General features: G+C 30.1%; 14 protein-coding genes and 2 pseudogenes. 9 read left to right on the top strand and 7 right to left on the bottom strand.

Annotated features, from left to right (window positions below):
• Positions 1–22: 22 nt before the first annotated feature.
• The 3 genes from mtaB to EAH69_RS12100 are packed head-to-tail and all read left to right on the top strand — an operon-like array spanning position 23 to position 2537.
• Positions 23–1357 (top strand): tRNA (N(6)-L-threonylcarbamoyladenosine(37)-C(2))-methylthiotransferase MtaB, encoded by a 1335-nt coding sequence (gene mtaB, locus EAH69_RS12110; protein WP_121935502.1) that lies wholly within the window; start codon positions 23–25, stop codon positions 1355–1357.
• Positions 1358–1378: 21 nt separating this feature from the next.
• Positions 1379–2002: a porin family protein gene (locus EAH69_RS12105; RefSeq protein ID WP_121935465.1), complete on the top strand. Its 624-nt coding sequence runs from the start codon at positions 1379–1381 to the stop codon at positions 2000–2002.
• Between the two features lie 16 nt (positions 2003–2018).
• Positions 2019–2537, top strand: coding sequence for a DUF4136 domain-containing protein (locus EAH69_RS12100; RefSeq protein WP_121935464.1), 519 nt, complete (start codon positions 2019–2021; stop codon positions 2535–2537).
• Between the two features lie 45 nt (positions 2538–2582).
• Here the strand turns inward: EAH69_RS12100 and EAH69_RS12095 are convergent, their stop codons facing one another.
• Positions 2583–3179 (bottom strand): porin family protein, encoded by a 597-nt coding sequence (locus EAH69_RS12095; protein WP_121935463.1) that lies wholly within the window; start codon positions 3177–3179, stop codon positions 2583–2585.
• A gap of 277 nt (positions 3180–3456) precedes the next feature.
• Between EAH69_RS12095 and EAH69_RS14140 the strand changes: the two are divergent.
• Positions 3457–4005: pseudogene (locus EAH69_RS14140) on the top strand (DUF4136 domain-containing protein).
• A 63-nt stretch (positions 4006–4068) separates the two neighbouring features.
• On the opposite strand, the gene EAH69_RS12080 reads toward EAH69_RS14140, so the two are convergent.
• Positions 4069–5142, bottom strand: a complete 1074-nt coding sequence (locus tag EAH69_RS12080; protein WP_121935500.1) for a TerC family protein — start codon at positions 5140–5142, stop codon at positions 4069–4071.
• 88 nt (positions 5143–5230) lie between these two features.
• Here EAH69_RS12080 and EAH69_RS12075 point away from each other — a divergent pair, with 88 nt between their 5' ends.
• The 3 genes and pseudogenes from EAH69_RS12075 to bshA all read left to right on the top strand — a co-directional run bounded on the left by EAH69_RS12075 (position 5231) and on the right by bshA (position 9279).
• Positions 5231–6997: a glycoside hydrolase family 3 protein gene (locus tag EAH69_RS12075; protein ID WP_121935499.1), complete on the top strand. Its 1767-nt coding sequence runs from the start codon at positions 5231–5233 to the stop codon at positions 6995–6997.
• Between the two features lie 17 nt (positions 6998–7014).
• Positions 7015–8133 (top strand): annotated as a pseudogene (locus EAH69_RS12070) (serine hydrolase domain-containing protein); the annotation flags it as partial.
• 21 nt (positions 8134–8154) lie between these two features.
• Positions 8155–9279 carry an N-acetyl-alpha-D-glucosaminyl L-malate synthase BshA gene (gene bshA / locus EAH69_RS12065; RefSeq protein WP_121935498.1) on the top strand — a complete coding sequence of 375 codons (1125 nt, stop codon included), beginning with the start codon at positions 8155–8157 and terminating at the stop codon, positions 9277–9279.
• Between the two features lie 37 nt (positions 9280–9316).
• Here bshA and EAH69_RS12060 read toward each other — a convergent pair whose 3' ends face one another.
• Entirely contained in the window at positions 9317–10357 is a 1041-nt protein-coding gene (locus EAH69_RS12060) for a linear amide C-N hydrolase (protein ID WP_121935460.1), read from the bottom strand.
• Positions 10358–10725: 368 nt separating this feature from the next.
• Between EAH69_RS12060 and lon the strand changes: the two genes are divergently transcribed.
• Positions 10726–13143: an endopeptidase La gene (lon, locus tag EAH69_RS12055; protein ID WP_121935459.1), complete on the top strand. Its 2418-nt coding sequence runs from the start codon at positions 10726–10728 to the stop codon at positions 13141–13143.
• 44 nt (positions 13144–13187) lie between these two features.
• Here the strand turns inward: lon and pncB are convergent, their stop codons facing one another.
• Complete coding sequence (pncB, locus tag EAH69_RS12050) at positions 13188–14390, bottom strand: nicotinate phosphoribosyltransferase (protein ID WP_121935458.1); 1203 nt, start codon at positions 14388–14390, stop codon at positions 13188–13190.
• Between the two features lie 85 nt (positions 14391–14475).
• On the bottom strand, positions 14476–15210 hold the full coding sequence (locus EAH69_RS12045; protein WP_121935457.1) for a hypothetical protein: 735 nt from the start codon (positions 15208–15210) through the stop codon (positions 14476–14478).
• A 67-nt stretch (positions 15211–15277) separates the two neighbouring features.
• On the opposite strand from EAH69_RS12045, the gene EAH69_RS12040 reads away from it, so the two are divergent.
• Entirely contained in the window at positions 15278–15670 is a 393-nt protein-coding gene (locus EAH69_RS12040; RefSeq protein WP_121935456.1) for an RNA-binding S4 domain-containing protein, read from the top strand.
• A gap of 1 nt (position 15671) precedes the next feature.
• Here the strand turns inward: EAH69_RS12040 and EAH69_RS12035 are convergent, their stop codons facing one another.
• Complete coding sequence (locus EAH69_RS12035; protein ID WP_121935455.1) at positions 15672–16193, bottom strand: shikimate kinase; 522 nt, start codon at positions 16191–16193, stop codon at positions 15672–15674.
• Positions 16194–16214: 21 nt separating this feature from the next.
• Complete coding sequence (locus EAH69_RS12030; protein WP_121935454.1) at positions 16215–16820, bottom strand: hypothetical protein; 606 nt, start codon at positions 16818–16820, stop codon at positions 16215–16217.
• Positions 16821–17095 lie beyond the last annotated feature (275 nt).

Below are 17095 nucleotides of genomic sequence, written 5' to 3'. Positions count from 1 at the left end.
GCAAATGTATAAATTTGCAGTTATGATTAATCAAACAAAAACAGTTGCATTCCATACGTTAGGGTGTAAATTAAATTTTTCTGAAACATCTACGATTGCAAGAAACTTAAAAGATCATGGATATCAGAAGGTTGAATTTACTGATCCAGCTAATGTGTATGTAATTAATACATGTTCGGTAACAGCAAATGCAGATAGAGAATGTAGAACGATTGTAAAGAACGCATTAAAAGCAAATCCTGATGGATTTGTAGTTGTTGTTGGTTGTTATGCACAATTAAAACCTGAAGAAATTGCACAAATGGAAGGTGTAGATTTAGTTTTAGGTGCTGCAGAAAAATTTAATGTTGCTCAATACTTAGAGAACTTAAATAAGCAAGAAGAAACAATTATCCACTCTTGTGAAATTGAAGAAGCAGATTTTTATGTTGGATCTTATTCAATTGGAGATCGTACACGTGCTTTTTTAAAGGTACAAGATGGTTGTGACTATAAATGTACTTACTGTACAATTCCCTTAGCTCGTGGTATTTCTCGTTCTGATACAATGAATAATGTATTGAAAAATGCGAGAGAAATTGCTGAAAAAGGAATTAAGGAAATTGTATTAACTGGTGTAAATATTGGTGATTACGGAAAAGGTGAATTTGGTAATAAAAAACACGAACACACATTCTTAGAGTTAGTTCAGGAATTGGATAAGGTTGATAATATTGACCGTATTCGTATTTCTTCTATCGAACCAAATTTATTGAAAAATGAAACAATTGAATTTGTTTCTCAAAGTGAAAGATTTGTTCCTCACTTTCATATTCCATTACAATCAGGCAGCGACGAGATACTAAAAAAGATGAAACGTCGTTATTTATCTAATTTATACGAAGATCGTGTAGCTAAAATTAGAGAGGTATTACCTAATGCTTGTATTGGAGTAGATGTAATTGTTGGTTTCCCAGGAGAAACAGAAGAATTATTTTTAGAAACATATAATTTTTTAAATAAATTACCTATTAGTTACTTACACGTTTTTACATATTCTGAGCGTGATAATACTGAAGCTATCGATTTTGAAGGTGTTGTAGAGCCAGCCGAACGTAAACGTCGTAATAAAATGTTACGTATCTTATCTGAGAAAAAACGTCAGGCTTTTTATCAAACTCAATTAGGGTCTACGCAAAAAGTATTATGGGAACATGATAACAAAGAAGGAAAAATGTTTGGTTTTACAGAAAATTATGTGAAAGTACAAACAGATTTTGATGCTTCTTTGGTTAATCAAACTCAATATGTAGAATTAGTACGTATTAATCACAATGGTAATGTAGAAATAAAAGTAAAAGAACCTATTTTATCATAAAAACTCTAATAAAACTTATACATGAAATTAAAAACTTATTTAGCACTACCAATTTTATTATTAACGATTTTGTCGATGGGACAAACTACATTAGGTGTTAAAGGTGGGGTAGGCCTTTCAAATCATACAGAAATTAATCTATACTCTAAATCTAGATTTTCATATCAAATTGGAGGTGTAATTAAACATGATTTGGAAAATATATTTGGTAGAACCTACTTAAATTATTTACAAGTAGAATTAGCTTACGTTGCTGGTGGTGAAAAAGCTGATGATGTAAAAAGATTTGTAAATTATTTATCTTTACCTATTATGTATCAGAGATATTTTTCTGATTCTGATCGTGACGTTTATTTAGAAATTGGGCCTCAATTTATGTATGCAGTAAGTTCAAATTTAGAAGAATATAATTTTAATTATGGAAATAACGATAGGCCAGAGTTAAGATCAGACAATCAAAAGTTAAAAGATTTTAGCATAGCATTAAATGCTGGAATTGGTTATTCTTTTAACAGACAAGTTGATTTAAACTTAAGATATACTTATGGTATAACAGACTCCTTTGATCATGTTTATAAAGATAATATTTCAAATAAAGTATCAATTTTAGCACTTTCATTTACTTATTTCTTTAATAGATATTAATTTAAACATTTTCAATATGAAGAATTTAACTTTTTTTATTTTATTTATCGGTGTGATCTTATTATCTAGTTGTAATGCCGTTAATGTATCTACAGATTATGATAGGACTGCAAATTTCTCAACCTATAAGACATATTCTTTTCATCAAAAAGGAATTGATAAACTAGGAATTAATGATTTAGATAAAAATAGAATAATATCTTCTATTGACAAGGAAATGGCTACAAAAGGATTTACGAAGGTTAAAAGTGACGCAGACTTAGTAATTAACATCTTAGTAAGTTCATCTCAAGAGGTACGTGTAGATAATGATTATAGATACGGATATTGGGGAGGAGGATATCCTTCAGTTTCTGACTATACAGCTGGAAAAATTATTTTAGATATAATTGATGATAAAAGAAATATATTAATCTGGCAAGGTGTTGGGTCTGATTTAAATATATCAAATGTGTCTGCTAAAAATGAAAAAATTCCACAAGCTATAAACGAAATTTTAGCAAAATTTCCACCTAATAAAAATTCAACTAAATAATATACATTAAAAAAAAAGCGCTAAAATTTAATTTAGCGCTTTTTCTTAATTAAAGAAGTAAGTTACTGAAAATGATAATAAAGAACTTCTATTAATATCATTATTGCTTATATTATAGCCATATGTATCTATTAATCCAATTCCGTAGCGTATATTAAATTCATATTTTCTTTGATATGAATATCCAATACCAGCATTAATTGCTAGATCGAATTTCTTTAAGACATTATTATTAGCTTCAGGTCCAAGTGGATCAATATTATCTGAAATTACAAATCCAATTTGAGGGCCAGTTTCTATAAAAAAATCACTTCCCTGATTGTCAAAATAGAATTTATACATTATAGGTATATTAATATAATCTATATATGCTTTGTATTTTTTATTCTCTAGATCTAATGAATATTCACCTTGATTTGTGTATAAAATTTCAGCTTGTAAATAACTTTCCTCAGATCTTGTAGATAATTGATATTTTGCAACCCCTCCTACAACAAGTCCAATTCTGTCTTTTGATATTCCATGCACAACCGTTGTGTTGCTTATACCTACCCCTGCTTTTGCTCCAAATTTAATTTGTCCATAAGCAAAATTGGAAACTAAATAAATTAGAATTAATATTTTACTCTCTAAGTTCTTCATATTTTGTTAAAATTAATGACATAAAAATAAACAAAATAGTGTTGATAATCAAAAGGTTGGTTGTTAAATGAAATGTTTATTTTTCTTAATATATATCTGCTATAAATAAAATTTGATAGATGGATAAAGCTGGTAGGTATTTATGATAGAATGATAAATAACTTATATACCAATATATTGGATAATATAAGTTTTATTAATTGGTTTTAAATGTATTATATTTATTTGTTTAAAAATCAGTGTTATATTAGAGTAACTAAAAAATGTTGATGAATAAATTAAGTGTTTTCCTTGTGTCTTTATTATAATTTTCGAAAGTTGTTCAACATCAGTAAATGTATCAACTGATTTTGACAGGGAAGTAATTTTTAATGAATATAAGACTTATTCTTTTCACGATTCAGGAATAGAAAAGTTACAAATTAATCATTTAGATAAGAGAAGAATTTTATCATCCATAGAAAATGATTTAAATGCTAAAGGTTTAACTAAAGTTAATACTGATGCAGATATAAAAGTAAATGTCTTAGCACGTTCTTCATATGAAGTCAGAGAAGAGAATATCAATGATTTCTATGGTACTTATGGATATTATGGATAGAGAAGAGCTGCTGTTTATGGAGTAACTGTAGCATCTCAAACAGTTTCTACTTATAAAGCAGGAAAATTAATGATTGATTTAATTGATAACAAAAAGAATATTTTAGTTTGGCAAGATGTAGCTTCAGATTTAGATGTTACTGATGTTACTGATGTTTCAAATAAGGCTGATAAAATTCCAGTTGTTGTAAATAAAATTTCAGAAAATTATCCACCAAAAAAATAAGTATAGAATAATAAAAAAATCCCACTTATTTGAGTGGGATTTTTATGTTTTTATAAAAAGTTTTTATGCTTCTTTTTTGTTGGTAACTAACGACCAAATAATAGTTGTTAATAATACTCCTCCAATGATTCCTAAGGATATAGTAGAATCAAAGTGATAGAATGGCATGATAATCATTTTGATACCGATAAACGTTAAAATAACGGCTAATCCGTAATGTAATTTACCGAATTTATCCATCGAGTTTGCTAATAAAAAGTATAAAGAACGTAAACCTAAAATAGCAAAAATATTGGATGAATATAAAATAAACGGATCATTTGGTGCAATTGCAAAAATTGCAGGAATACTATCTACAGCAAAAACCAAATCCGTCACCTCAATTACAACTAATGCAACAAATAAAGGTGTTGCCATTTTAATACCGTTCTGAACTGTAAAAAATTTATCACCGTCAAAGCTTGGAGATACTTTATAGAATTTATGTACTAATCTAACACCTATATTTTTTGATAAATCTTCGTCTTCATCGTCGTTTGATGACCATGATTTAATTCCAGCTACAATCAAGAAAATTCCAAATAAAGTTAATACGACATTCGGTCTAAAGAATTCATTAGCTGCTAAATTTGCATGTTCAGCTGTATCGTTATCTAAAATAAATTTATAATCACCTAACTCAAATGCAGGTAAATACGTCATTTTAATTAACTCAACTCCAGCAAAAATAAAGATAGCTCTAAATGCTAAAGCGCCTAAAATACCCCAAAATAATACTTTGTGTTGATACTCCTTTGGAATTTTAAAAAATCCAAAAACAAGAATGAAAACGAACAAATTGTCTACTGATAAAGCTTTTTCAATCCAGTAGGCGGCTTGAAATTGAGAGAATTTTTCCATAGCAAAAGCGTGTCCATCTGCTTGTTTAAAAACAAAGTAGATTACACCACTAAAAATCATCGACAAAGAAACCCAAACAATACTCCATGTTAATGCTTCTTTGTTAGAAACAGCGTGAGAATTTTTGTTAAAAACACCTAAGTCTAACAACAGCATAATAACTACTGCAACTCCAAATCCGGCTATTAGCCATGGATGATTTAACATGTTGTCTTGTACAACAGCCAATAATGACATACTTAATAAAAATTTAATTAAATTTGAAACTATAATTTCGAATAAAAATAAATTATACGAAATAAAGAACAAAGTTAATCAAACATTAATGAAAAAATACTTAATAGCTATAATATCTTCAATCACTCTTGTTTCTAATTCTTTTGCGCAAGAAAATCAATTGTTAGATCTGACTCAAACGCCTTTGTATGTAGATTCTATGCAATTAAAATGGGTGGATGAAAAATATAATTCATTATCATTAGATGAAAAAGTTGGACAATTATTTATTGTTGCTGCATATTCAAATCGTGATGAAACGCATGAAGCTGATATTTTAAAACTTATTCAAGAAGAAAAAATTGGCGGACTAATTTTTATGCAAGATCAAGCGGTAAAGCAAATTGATTTGACTAATCGCTACCAAGCTACTTCTAAAATTCCATTAATGATCGGAGTTGATGGCGAATGGGGATTAGCGATGCGCTTAAAAGGAGTAGAGCGTTTTCCGTGGAATATGACAATGGGAGCTTTAGATAACGAGGATTTAGTTTACAAAGCCGGAATACAAATAGGGAAACAATCGAATAGAATGGGAATTCATTTTAATTTTGCACCTTCTGTGGATGTTAACGTAAATCCAAATAATCCAATTATTGGAAATCGTTCTTATGGTTCAGATCCTACAAATGTAGCTTCAAAAGGTTCAGCATTTATGCGAGGTCAACAATCGATGAAGGTTTTAGCCTCTGCAAAACATTTTCCTGGTCATGGAGATACAGATCAAGATTCTCACAAAACATTGCCTTTAATTTCAGCTAATAAAGCAGATTTAGAAAAATATCATGTTGCACCATTTCGCGAATTAATTAACAATGGTGTTCAGGCGGTGATGGTTGCGCATCTTAATGTTCCGGCATTGGAGCCAGATCCTAAAATTCCTTCAACTTTATCTAAAAATATCATTACAGATTATTTAAAAGGTGAATTAAATTTCAAAGGAATTGTAATTACTGATGCTTTAAACATGGATGGTGTGGCAAAAATGTACGCGCCAGGCGATGTTGATTATAAGGCTTTTGTGGCAGGAAATGATATCTTATTATTTTCTCAAGGTGTAAAAGTTGGAAAACAAAAAATTATTGCTGCGATAGAAAAAGGAGAAATCACAGAAGATCGTTTAGCAGAAAGTGTAAAGAAAATTTTAATGGCTAAATATTTAGTTGGATTAAATAATTTTCAACCATTAAATGCGACTAATGTTTTTGAAGATTTGAATTCGGATGAAAATACAGCATTAACATATAAAATTTTTGAAGAAGCTACCACAGTAACTAAAAACGAAAATCAGGTTTTACCGATTAAAGATGTAACAGCAAAGATTGCTTTTGTTCCATTAGAGCAAACTGATTACAAAATTTTCCATGAACATTTAAAAAAATATGCGGATGTGAAATTGGTTAAAATAGATAATGTTTCTCAAATCAATAAATTAAATGATTTCGATTATGTGATTTACGGCGCATTTTTATCAAACGAAACGGTTTATAAACCTTACAAATTATCTGCAATTTCTAAGGCTATTTTAAAAGCGACACCATCAGATAAAAAGTCGATTTTATCATTATTTACAAGTCCTTACGGATTAAAAGATTTAGATTTAAGTACGATTGATGGAGTAGTAGTAAACTATCAAAATACAGATCAAACAAAACAGATTGCTCCTCAAATTATTTTCGGTGCAATTCCAGCAAAAGGAAAATTACCAGTTACGGTTAATGAGAGTATAAAATACGGAAATCAAATAAAAACAAAAGCGATACAACGTTTAGGTTTTGATGAACCAGCAAATGTTGGCGTTGAAAAAAAAAATTAAATAAGTTAGATGATTTAGCACAAGACGCCGTAAATAAAAACTATACGCCCGGAATGCAAATAGTTGTTGCAAAAGACGGGAAAGTAATTTACGATAAGGTATTTGGGACGCAAGACATCAAAACAAAAAATAAACTGGAATGGGATCATTTATATGATGTAGCTTCAGTTACAAAAGTTACCGCTTCAATTCCTTTAATTATGAAGGAATTTGAGGTTGGTAAAATGAACTTCGAACAAACATTGGGTGAATTAGACTCGGATCTGAAAAACACCAATAAAACCAATCTTAAAGTCAAAGAAGTTTTAGCTCACCAATCAGGATTAGCACCTTGGATTGGCTTCTACAAAGAAACGGTTAACGTAAAAAATGCACGTCTTTATTTAGATTTTTACTCTCGTAAACAGGACGAAGAGCATAATATAAAAGTTACCGATAATATTTACATCTTAACATCAATCAAAGATTCAATTTTCGAGGATATAGCAAAATCTCCATTAGGTAAAAAAACATACGAATATTCTGATTTAGGCTATTATATTTTTCAGAAGAAAATAGAGAAAGATTATCAAAAAAATTACAACGAAATTTTACAAGAAAAATTCTATCGTCCAATGGGAATGTATCGCACAACCTATAATCCTAAAGAGGTTTTTGACTTAGAATACATTGTACCAACGGCTTATGATAAAACATACAGAAATCAGTTAGTGCATGGTTTTGTACACGATCAAGGAGCTGCAATGATGGGTGGAATAGCTGGTCATGCCGGATTATTTTCTAATGCAATGGATATGGCAAAACTGATGCAAATGTATCTGAATCGTGGATCTTATGGTGGACAACAATTTATTAAATCTGAAATTTTAGAACAATTTTCAGCGAAACAATATCCAAGTTCTAATCGTGGAGCAGGTTTCGATAAAAAATTAGTTAAATCTATCAAAGGAGCTTCTACAGATGCTTATGGTCATTTTGGCTTTACTGGCACAATGGTTTGGGTAGATCCAAAATATAATTTAGTTTACGTATTTTTAAGTAATCGTGTCAATGTAAGCGAGTATAATAATTTACTTTCTTCAAAAAAAGTGAGAGAAAATATTCTTCAAGCGATTTATGATTCAATTTTACCTTAAATTTGAAATATGAAATCGACTATGAAAATCGGAATTGTTTGTTATCCAACCTACGGTGGTTCTGGAATTGTAGCAACAGAATTAGGAATGGATTTAGCTGAAAAAGGACACGAAGTTCATTTTTTTAGTACGAACGTTCCTGCAAGATTAAATATAAAATTACCTAATATATTCTTTCATCGTATCCATGTAGAAACGTATCCACTGTTCCAATATCAACCATATGATTTAGCCTTAAGTACAATTTTGTACGAAAAAGTGTTACAGTATCAGTTAGATTTGGTTCATGTTCATTACGCAATTCCACATGCTTATGCTGCATATTTTACAAAGCAAATGTTGGCTCAAAAAGGATATCATTTACCAATTGTAACAACGTTACACGGTACAGATATAACTTTAGTTGGTAAACATCCTGTGTATAAAACGGCGGTTGAATTTTCTATTAATCAATCAGATGTTGTTACATCAGTTTCTGAGAGTTTAAAACAAGATACACTTAAAGCATTTGAAATTACAAATGATATAAAAGTGGTTTACAATTTTATTGATAATGAACAATTTTTACCAGAAAAATGTGTGTGTTGTCGAAATGATTTAGCTGAACCTAATGAAAAAGTTATTTTACATACTTCTAACCTTAGAAAAGTAAAGCGTATTCAAGATGTAATTAGTGCTTTCAATATTATTCAAAAAACAATTCCATCTAAATTAATTATCGCTGGTGAAGGCCCAGAATGGGAATTAGCAGATCAATTAATACAAGAATATGGAATTCAAGATAAAGTAAAAAGTCTTGGAATGGTAAGTGATTTACAAGATGTGTTAAAAGCTGCAGATTTATTTATTCTTCCTTCTGAACAAGAAAGTTTTGGTTTAGCAGCTTTAGAAGCAATGGCGGCTAATGTTCCTGTTATTTCTTCAAATGCAGGAGGTTTACCAGAAGTGAATATTGATGGTGTAACAGGTTTTGTTTGTCCGGTTGGTGATGTAGAAATGATGGCTGAAAAAGCTATTTATATCTTAGAGGATGAGGCGAGGTTACTTCAATTTAGCACGAATGCTAAAGAACAAGCAATTCGTTTTGATAAAAAGAATATTTTACCTCAATACGAAGATTTATATCGAAAAACTTTAAAAAAATAATAAAAAAATCGGGTTGAATGCCCGATTTTTTTGATGCTTAAATTCCAATAAATGTGAATGGTTTTTCTTGTTTAAATAATTGAGAGGTTTCTCCAGCATAAGTTTCATTTTTACTAACACTCAATTTCATTGTATTTTTTTTAGAGAAATCGATTTTATTTAAATCAACCCAAAATGTATTTGGAGTTTTAGTTGTTTCAAAATAATAAACTAAATTTTTATGATCAGCTACTGATCGCCATCGTGTAGACGAAATATTAGGTTCTTCAGCAGATGAAATTCCTAAAGGAACTGAAGCATTTCTAATTACACTAAAAACACTTGCTATTGAAGTTAAAGTCTCTGCAGTTTGTGGTATTGCATTGATATAATAAGAAGCTCTAACAAAACGATCCGCAGCCCTGTTTGTACCTGGAAGCATTACAGTTCCTGGAATTCCTTTCCAATATTGGTTAATAGCTAATTGTTCATTGAAAATAGGAGAATTTGTCATCACTGTATAAGAGGCGTCATGATGGATATTTAATTTACCATTAATGTATTCAAAAATTGCATTATCACCATTTGCATCAGAAATAGAAAGATGTAAAGTTGTGAATTTTTGAGTTCCGGGTATAAAATCAGAAACGATAACAAAATCTTCTTTTCTTAATTCTTCAACTGCTTCTTTTACTGTCGCAAAATTATCTAAAACATATTGTGCCCAAGCTGCAATCGTAATCCCTTTTTTATTTCCATTTGGATTAAATTTTGGATACTGACTTTCCACTAACCAAAGCACATTTGCAACAAGCCCTTTTTCGTTAATACCATCAGTAGTTGCAATATCCCATGCGCTTGTAATAACGCTTCCATATTTTGATTTCCATTTTACAGAATTATTTCCAACATTTCCATCTCTTTCCAAGTTTCTTGGAAAAATCCAAATATTGGCATCAATTTCATCTTTCCAATCCATGGATCTTGCTGTTATTACTGTATTTTCTGGACCTTTGTAGACGACTCGTGTGCATGCAAAAGCAGAGGAAATTAAACTAGAAATGATTAAAAATGGAAGTGTAATTCTTATTTGAGACATAAAAAGTGTTTTGATTTGCTCTAAGTTAATGTTTTATCTGTTTAATATCAATGTTTTGTAAAAAATATCAGTTGTATATTTTATTTTTAATAATTAAAGATAGTTACAGATTGATGAGGTTTAAATTGATTTAAGATATAATGACTTATCTTTGAAATAAGTTATAAATAAGTACTTGTACTGACAGAATTCTGTATTGGCATAAGAATTGACTTTATATCTATTGACTAATATTAATAGTTGTTTCAATAATTTTTTTGTTGAAATATAGTTAGTTATAAGTAGTGTTAGGGTTTAGAAGTTTATCTAAAATCTGACATATTGGTTTAGAATAATAAATAAAAGACAGTTTGTCATTAAATAATAGAATGGAAGACGAAATTGAATTAATTCCTTTGATGAGTAAAGAAGAAGAAGTTAAGTTGCAAAAGCAAGATTTACCATCTTCATTACCTGTCTTATCTTTAAGAAATACAGTTCTTTTCCCTGGTGTTGTAGCACCAATTACAGCAGGAAGAGATAAATCTATAAAATTATTAACAGAAGCATATAAAGGTGATCGTTTAATCGGAGTTTTATCTCAGAAAGATGTTGCGGTTGAAGATCCAACGCCAGAGGATTTATTCCAATATGGTACAGTTGCTCGTATTATGCGTTTAATTAAATTGCCTGATGGTAACATTACGGTTATTTTACAAGGTATTAGACGTTTTAAAGTTGAAAAGTTTGCAGAAGAAGTTCCTTATTTCCGTGCAGATGTAGAAATTTTAACTGAAAAAGTTCCGACTGCTCGCAATAAAGAATATCCGATTATTATTGAATCTATTCGCGATTTAGCTTATCAAATCGTTGAAGAAAATCCAATGTTACCTTCAGAGGCTGCCAATGCGATACGTAGTATAGAAAGTAAAACTTTCTTAATCAATTTTGTTGCGTCTAACTTAACATTAACAACAGATGAAAAACAATTACTTTTAGAGATTTCAGATATTAAACTGAGAGCTTTAGAGGTAATGCGTTATATGAATATCGAACTTCAGAAGTTAGAGTTAAAAAACTCAATCCAAAATAAAGTTCGTAAAGAATTAGATCAACAACAAAAAGAATATTTCTTACATCAGCAAATCAAATCAATTCAAGAAGAATTAGGTGGAAATACAACTGAAGAGGAAATTAACGAAATGCGTATAAAAGCGCAGAAAAAACGTTGGTCTGAAGAAATTGCTAATCATTTTGATAAAGAAATTGGACGTTTATCTCGTTTAAATCCGCAAATGCCAGAACATAATATTCAGCGTAATTACCTTGAATTTATGTTAGATTTACCATGGAACGAGTTTACGAAAGATGTGTTTGATTTAAAAAATGCTCAAAAAACTTTAGACCAAGATCATTATGGTCTAGAAGAGGTAAAGGAACGAATCATAGAACATTTAGCAGTATTAAAGTTAAAAGGGGATATGCGTTCTCCAATTTTATGTTTATATGGCCCTCCAGGTGTTGGTAAAACATCCTTAGGTAAGTCAATCGCTAAAGCAATTGGTCGTAAATATGTGCGTATGTCTTTGGGTGGTTTACATGACGAATCTGAAATTCGTGGTCACCGTAAAACGTATATTGGAGCGATGCCAGGTCGTATTTTACAATCAATTAAAAAAGCAGAATCATCAAATCCAGTTTTTGTTTTAGATGAGATTGATAAGATGACAGCGAGTAATCATGGAGATCCATCTTCAGCAATGTTAGAAGTTTTAGATCCAGAGCAAAACAATGCATTCCGTGATAATTTCTTAGAGTTAGATTACGATTTATCTAAAGTTTTCTTCGTTGCTACGGCTAATAATATTGGTAATATTCCTGGTCCGTTACGAGATCGTATGGAGATGATTAATATTTCGGGCTACACAATCGAAGAAAAATCTGAAATTGTTAAACGTCACTTATTACCAAAGCAATTAAAAGAACACGGAATTGAAGAGAAAGCGATTGTTTTAGGTAAAAAAGAAATTGAATTTTTAATTACTGGATATACTCGCGAATCTGGAGTTCGTAATTTGAATCAGAAAGTTGCAAAATTAGTGCGTAATGCGGCTAAAAATATTGCAATGGAGGTTGAATACAATAAAAAATATACTATTGCTGATATCGAGAAGATTTTAGGACCTTCAATCACTCCAGAGCGTTATGAAAATAACGAAGTTCCTGGTGTTGTAGTTGGTTTAGCTTGGACATCAGTTGGTGGAGATATTTTATTTATCGAATCGTTATTATCTAAAGGAAAAGGAGGTTTATCAATTACAGGGAATTTAGGAACTGTAATGAAAGAATCTGCTACAATTGCTTTAGAATACATTAAGGCGCATGCTGATGAATATGGTATTGATGCTGAGGTTTTCGAGAATTACAAAGTTCATATCCACGTGCCAGAAGGTGCAACGCCGAAAGATGGACCATCTGCAGGTATAACAATGTTAACTTCGTTAATGTCATCATTTACTCAACGCAAAGTAAAAGCTAAATTAGCAATGACAGGTGAGATTACTTTACGTGGTAAAGTGTTGCCAGTTGGTGGAATTAAAGAGAAAATCTTAGCAGCCAAACGTGCAGATATTAAAGAAATTATTCTGTGTGACGATAACCGTAAGGATGTAGAAGATATTAAACCAGAATATTTAAAAGGTTTAACTTTCCACTACGTGAAGGAAATGCAAGAAGTTTTAGATATCGCTTTAACAAACCAAAAGGTAAAAGGAGCAAAAAGTTTTGAAACTGAAAAGAATAAATAAATTATAAATAAAAAATCCACTTCAAATTTGAAGTGGATTTTTTATTATTTTAAAACTTCGTCGTTAGCTTTAATTTCTCCTAATTGAAGAATCTCTTTTGCTAAATGAATATCCTTTTCAGATCCTGTGTGTTTATTTCTTTCGTCCGAAAGTTTTACAACTCCAGTCCAAGGAATATCAATTGAAGAAATTTCAGTCAATTTCATTACAATATTCATGGCACGTAAGCCAACATCATTCGTTAAATTTGTTCCAATACCAAATGATAATCCGATTCTGCCTTTAAAAGCATTTGCAATAATTTCTACTTTTTCAGAATTTAAACCATCTGAAAAGATAATTGTTTTATGCTCTGGATTGATTCCCATTTTTTGGTAATGTGCGATTACTTTCTCACCAAACTCAATTGGATCACCAGAATCATGTCTAACTCCATCGAATAATTTAGATAATTTCTTGTCAAATTGGCGGAAGAAAATATCTGAAGTGTATGTGTCTGTTAAAGCAATTCCTAAATCACCATAATATACTTTTACCCAACGATCTAAACTCATAGAATTGGCTACTTTATAACCAAAACGAGCAGCATGGAACATAAACCATTCGTGTGCATGTGTTCCAATTGGTTTTACACCATATTTATGTGCAAAATGTACGTTAGATGTTCCAACAAAACTTTGCCCTGAATGGTTTGTTAATTCTTGCATAACAATATCGTGTACCTCGTAAGAGTGGCGGCGGCGAGTTCCAAATTCGGCAACATTAACACCTAATTTGTTGTATAAATCCACTTTATCACTTGTGTTTTTTGTTACCTCTTCATTTGTCATTCGCTGTGCATCAGATAAAGTGTAAAAAACTTCACTGATTAATGCTAATAAAGGAACTTCCCACAGGATAGTTCTGTACCAATTTCCTTCAACTTCAACAGAAACGTTAATTCCGTCTTGCGAAATCTTAACTTCAGAAGGATCGTAACGGTAACCTTGTAAAAAATCTAAATAAGCAGGGCTTAAATAGGGACAGTTTTCGATTAAGAATTTTTTTTCATCTTTAGTTAATGCTAAATTAGACATTGCATTAACTTGGTTTTGTAATTCTTCAGCAAAACCTTCAGGAAATTCGTGTTTTCCACGATTAATAAATTTGTAACGAGCAATTACATCTGGATATAATTTCGTTACGGCATATTGCATCGTAAATTTGTAAAAATCGTTATCTAATATGGAATTAAAGATGTTATTCATTTTTAGGTCGTTTTAATCAAACTATAAATTAAATAAAAAACCATCAAATTAATGATGGTTTTTAGTTTATTATATAAATTTTAACTTATTGTCTTGGAGTTACTTTGTGTAATTCAAAGTTGAAGATAAAAGATGTATTTCTATATCCGTGGTTTTCTGTAATAGAAGTTCCTGTGTACATTTTATTACGTCCGTAAGCTAACTGAGAAGGTAAAATAATGATTCCTTGGAAGTTATATAAATCGCGTCCGTTAGTTCCTGTCGCTTTAAATTTCTTTAAACCTTCAGCAAAGTTTTTTAACTCGATGTGTTCTCTTTTTACACCGTTATTAATCATATCAGTATTTAAAAACGCTTTGTAAAAAGATGGGTCTGTTTGTGCTGATCCATCTCCAGTGTCAATACTACTTGTGTAAGTACTAATATAACCGTATTTTGTAGAGTAAGTGTCTAAATCATTAGTAGATTCAAAAATTTTTGCTTGGTATGAAATTAAGATTTTAGAAGAATCAACCTCTTCAATACTAGTTCCAGTAGCTTCTACATCAGGTCTTATTGCATAATAATATCCTGCAGGATCTTTTACAGCAAATTGGCTTAATTTTGTGTAAGCGTCATCTTCATTTCCAGTAATAGTATCAAATTTTAACACTTTTCCGTTAATTGGGCTAAAGTAGTGATCGTTTAAATACTCTTCAATAGCTTCGTCGTCCAAAGCTTTCCTTTGCTCAACACTTAATTCATTATTGTTATCATCGTCACTGCTACAGCTAAATAGAGTAGTTACAGCTAATAAAGTAACAAAGAATTTCTTTATCATGATTATTCGGTTTAAATTGCGAATTTAGAAAAAATATTTATCCAATAGTCAAAAATAGTCAGAAAGTATGCGAATTGATAAATTTCTTTGGAGCGTAAGGTATTATAAAACGAGAGCATTAGCAACAGATGCAATAAAAAAGAATCGTGTTAAAATTAATGATCAAATTGTTAAAGCTTCCAGAGATGTGATTCCTGGTGATCACATAGAGGTGAGAAAAGATCAAATTAATTTATCTTTTAAGGTCATTCAAGTACCTAAAAGTAGAATTGGAGCTAAGTTATTAACTTTACATATTGTAGATACAACTCCTAAAGAAGAATACGAAGTATTAGAATTAAGAAAGTTATCTCAGGATTATTATAGAGTAAAAGGTGAGGGAAGACCTACGAAAAAAGATCGCCGCGATATAGATGATTATGTATCGGGCGACCAATTTTTATTAGAAGATTTAGAGTAATCTAAATCTTTTCTTTTTTTAAGATATCCATGATTTGATTTAAAACTTCAGACGAACTTTGGTTTGTAATACTAATCGTGTGTTTAGCTTTTTGATAGAAATGATTTCTTTCAAACAAATGTTTTGCGATAAATTCCATCATTTCTTCATCTTTTAAATGAGCGATTAAAGGTCGTGTATGTTTTTTGTTTTCTAATCGTTTAACTAATTGTGGTAATTGTACGCGTAAAAAAATAGAAACAGAATTGGTGTTAATTACATCAATATTATCGTAATAAACTGGTGTTCCGCCACCAAGAGAAAGAACGACGTTTGTTTTATGTAAAATTTCGGCAAGTGTTTCTTTTTCTCGTTTTCTAAAACCAAGTTCACCAAATTTCTCAAAAATTTCACTAACAGATAACTCGTACTTGTTTTCTATGTACTGATCCAAGTCGATAAATTCGTATCCTAAAGTTTTTGCTAAATCTCTTCCGGTAGTCGATTTACCACTACCCATATAGCCTATTAATGAAATAATCATTTTATTGTTTGTTCTTTTTTATTAATCTACTGGTAAATCTTCTGAGTAGAAGATTGTTAATTTTGCAAAACCATCAAATGTGTCGATTTGGTATGAATAAGAATTCTTTAAATTACGATTGTCCCAACGGTCAATCTCATAAGTGATTTTAAAATCTTCGTTTGTTACAACTGAATTTGAACGATAGAATTTCGCTTTGCTTGCTAATTTGTTAATTTCGTTTTTATACTGATTCAAGTATTTTATAGGGAAACTATATTGAAGTTTGTAAACAATTTCTTGAGAAACATCAATTGCTGATATTTTATTTAAGAAAAACACACCTTGTTTCACCTTTTTAATATTTAAAGAATCTGCTTTTTCAATATCACTTATATATAGATTCTTTCCATATCCAGCTTTTGTAAAGCATTTTTCTTCCATGAAATTATTAATTTCATTAGGATCTGCTTTTATTAATCCTTTTAAATCATCTAAAGAGATATTAGACTGTAAAGTATCTTTTACTTCATCTGTACATCTTTCATCTACTTTTTCATAATTTAAAGTTTCTTGTTCAGTCTTTTCATTACATGACTGAAAAAAAATTGTACCTATTAACAATACAATATATATTTTCTGGTGCATTCTAAGATTTTAAAAATTAATTTGAGTTTAGGTACGATTAAATGTAAAATTTTAAGACGACAAATATAAATTATTTTTAAAGTTGTAAATGGTAATTATTCTTTAAAATTTGCGAAAAAATCAATATGTTTAAATAATGAATCAAAAAATATCAATTTTTATTTTCTGATAAGTTTCTTAAATCGAAATGTTTAAAAATTATTTAGGAAAAAAGATTTGAAAAGGTTTGTATATTTGGTTTTAATCGCCCTATATTTGCAGTCGAATTAAGAAAA

The sequence above is a fragment of the Faecalibacter macacae genome (assembly GCF_003687725.1).
In the GTDB taxonomy this organism is placed as follows: domain Bacteria; phylum Bacteroidota; class Bacteroidia; order Flavobacteriales; family Weeksellaceae; genus Empedobacter; species Empedobacter macacae.
This window is presented reverse-complemented; position numbering and strand designations above follow the sequence as displayed.

Coding starts and splice junctions, on each gene's coding strand:
- EAH69_RS12075 (WP_121935499.1), top strand. CDS start 5,231: ATGAAAAAATACTTAATAGCTATAATATCTTCAATCACTCTTGTTTCT.
- EAH69_RS12095 (WP_121935463.1), bottom strand. CDS start 3,179: ATGAAGAACTTAGAGAGTAAAATATTAATTCTAATTTATTTAGTTTCC.
- EAH69_RS12030 (WP_121935454.1), bottom strand. CDS start 16,820: ATGCACCAGAAAATATATATTGTATTGTTAATAGGTACAATTTTTTTT.
- pncB (WP_121935458.1), bottom strand. CDS start 14,390: ATGAATAACATCTTTAATTCCATATTAGATAACGATTTTTACAAATTT.
- EAH69_RS12035 (WP_121935455.1), bottom strand. CDS start 16,193: ATGATTATTTCATTAATAGGCTATATGGGTAGTGGTAAATCGACTACC.
- EAH69_RS12045 (WP_121935457.1), bottom strand. CDS start 15,210: ATGATAAAGAAATTCTTTGTTACTTTATTAGCTGTAACTACTCTATTT.
- EAH69_RS12105 (WP_121935465.1), top strand. CDS start 1,379: ATGAAATTAAAAACTTATTTAGCACTACCAATTTTATTATTAACGATT.
- EAH69_RS12060 (WP_121935460.1), bottom strand. CDS start 10,357: ATGTCTCAAATAAGAATTACACTTCCATTTTTAATCATTTCTAGTTTA.
- bshA (WP_121935498.1), top strand. CDS start 8,155: ATGAAAATCGGAATTGTTTGTTATCCAACCTACGGTGGTTCTGGAATT.
- lon (WP_121935459.1), top strand. CDS start 10,726: ATGGAAGACGAAATTGAATTAATTCCTTTGATGAGTAAAGAAGAAGAA.
- EAH69_RS12040 (WP_121935456.1), top strand. CDS start 15,278: ATGCGAATTGATAAATTTCTTTGGAGCGTAAGGTATTATAAAACGAGA.
- mtaB (WP_121935502.1), top strand. CDS start 23: ATGATTAATCAAACAAAAACAGTTGCATTCCATACGTTAGGGTGTAAA.
- EAH69_RS12100 (WP_121935464.1), top strand. CDS start 2,019: ATGAAGAATTTAACTTTTTTTATTTTATTTATCGGTGTGATCTTATTA.
- EAH69_RS12080 (WP_121935500.1), bottom strand. CDS start 5,142: ATGTCATTATTGGCTGTTGTACAAGACAACATGTTAAATCATCCATGG.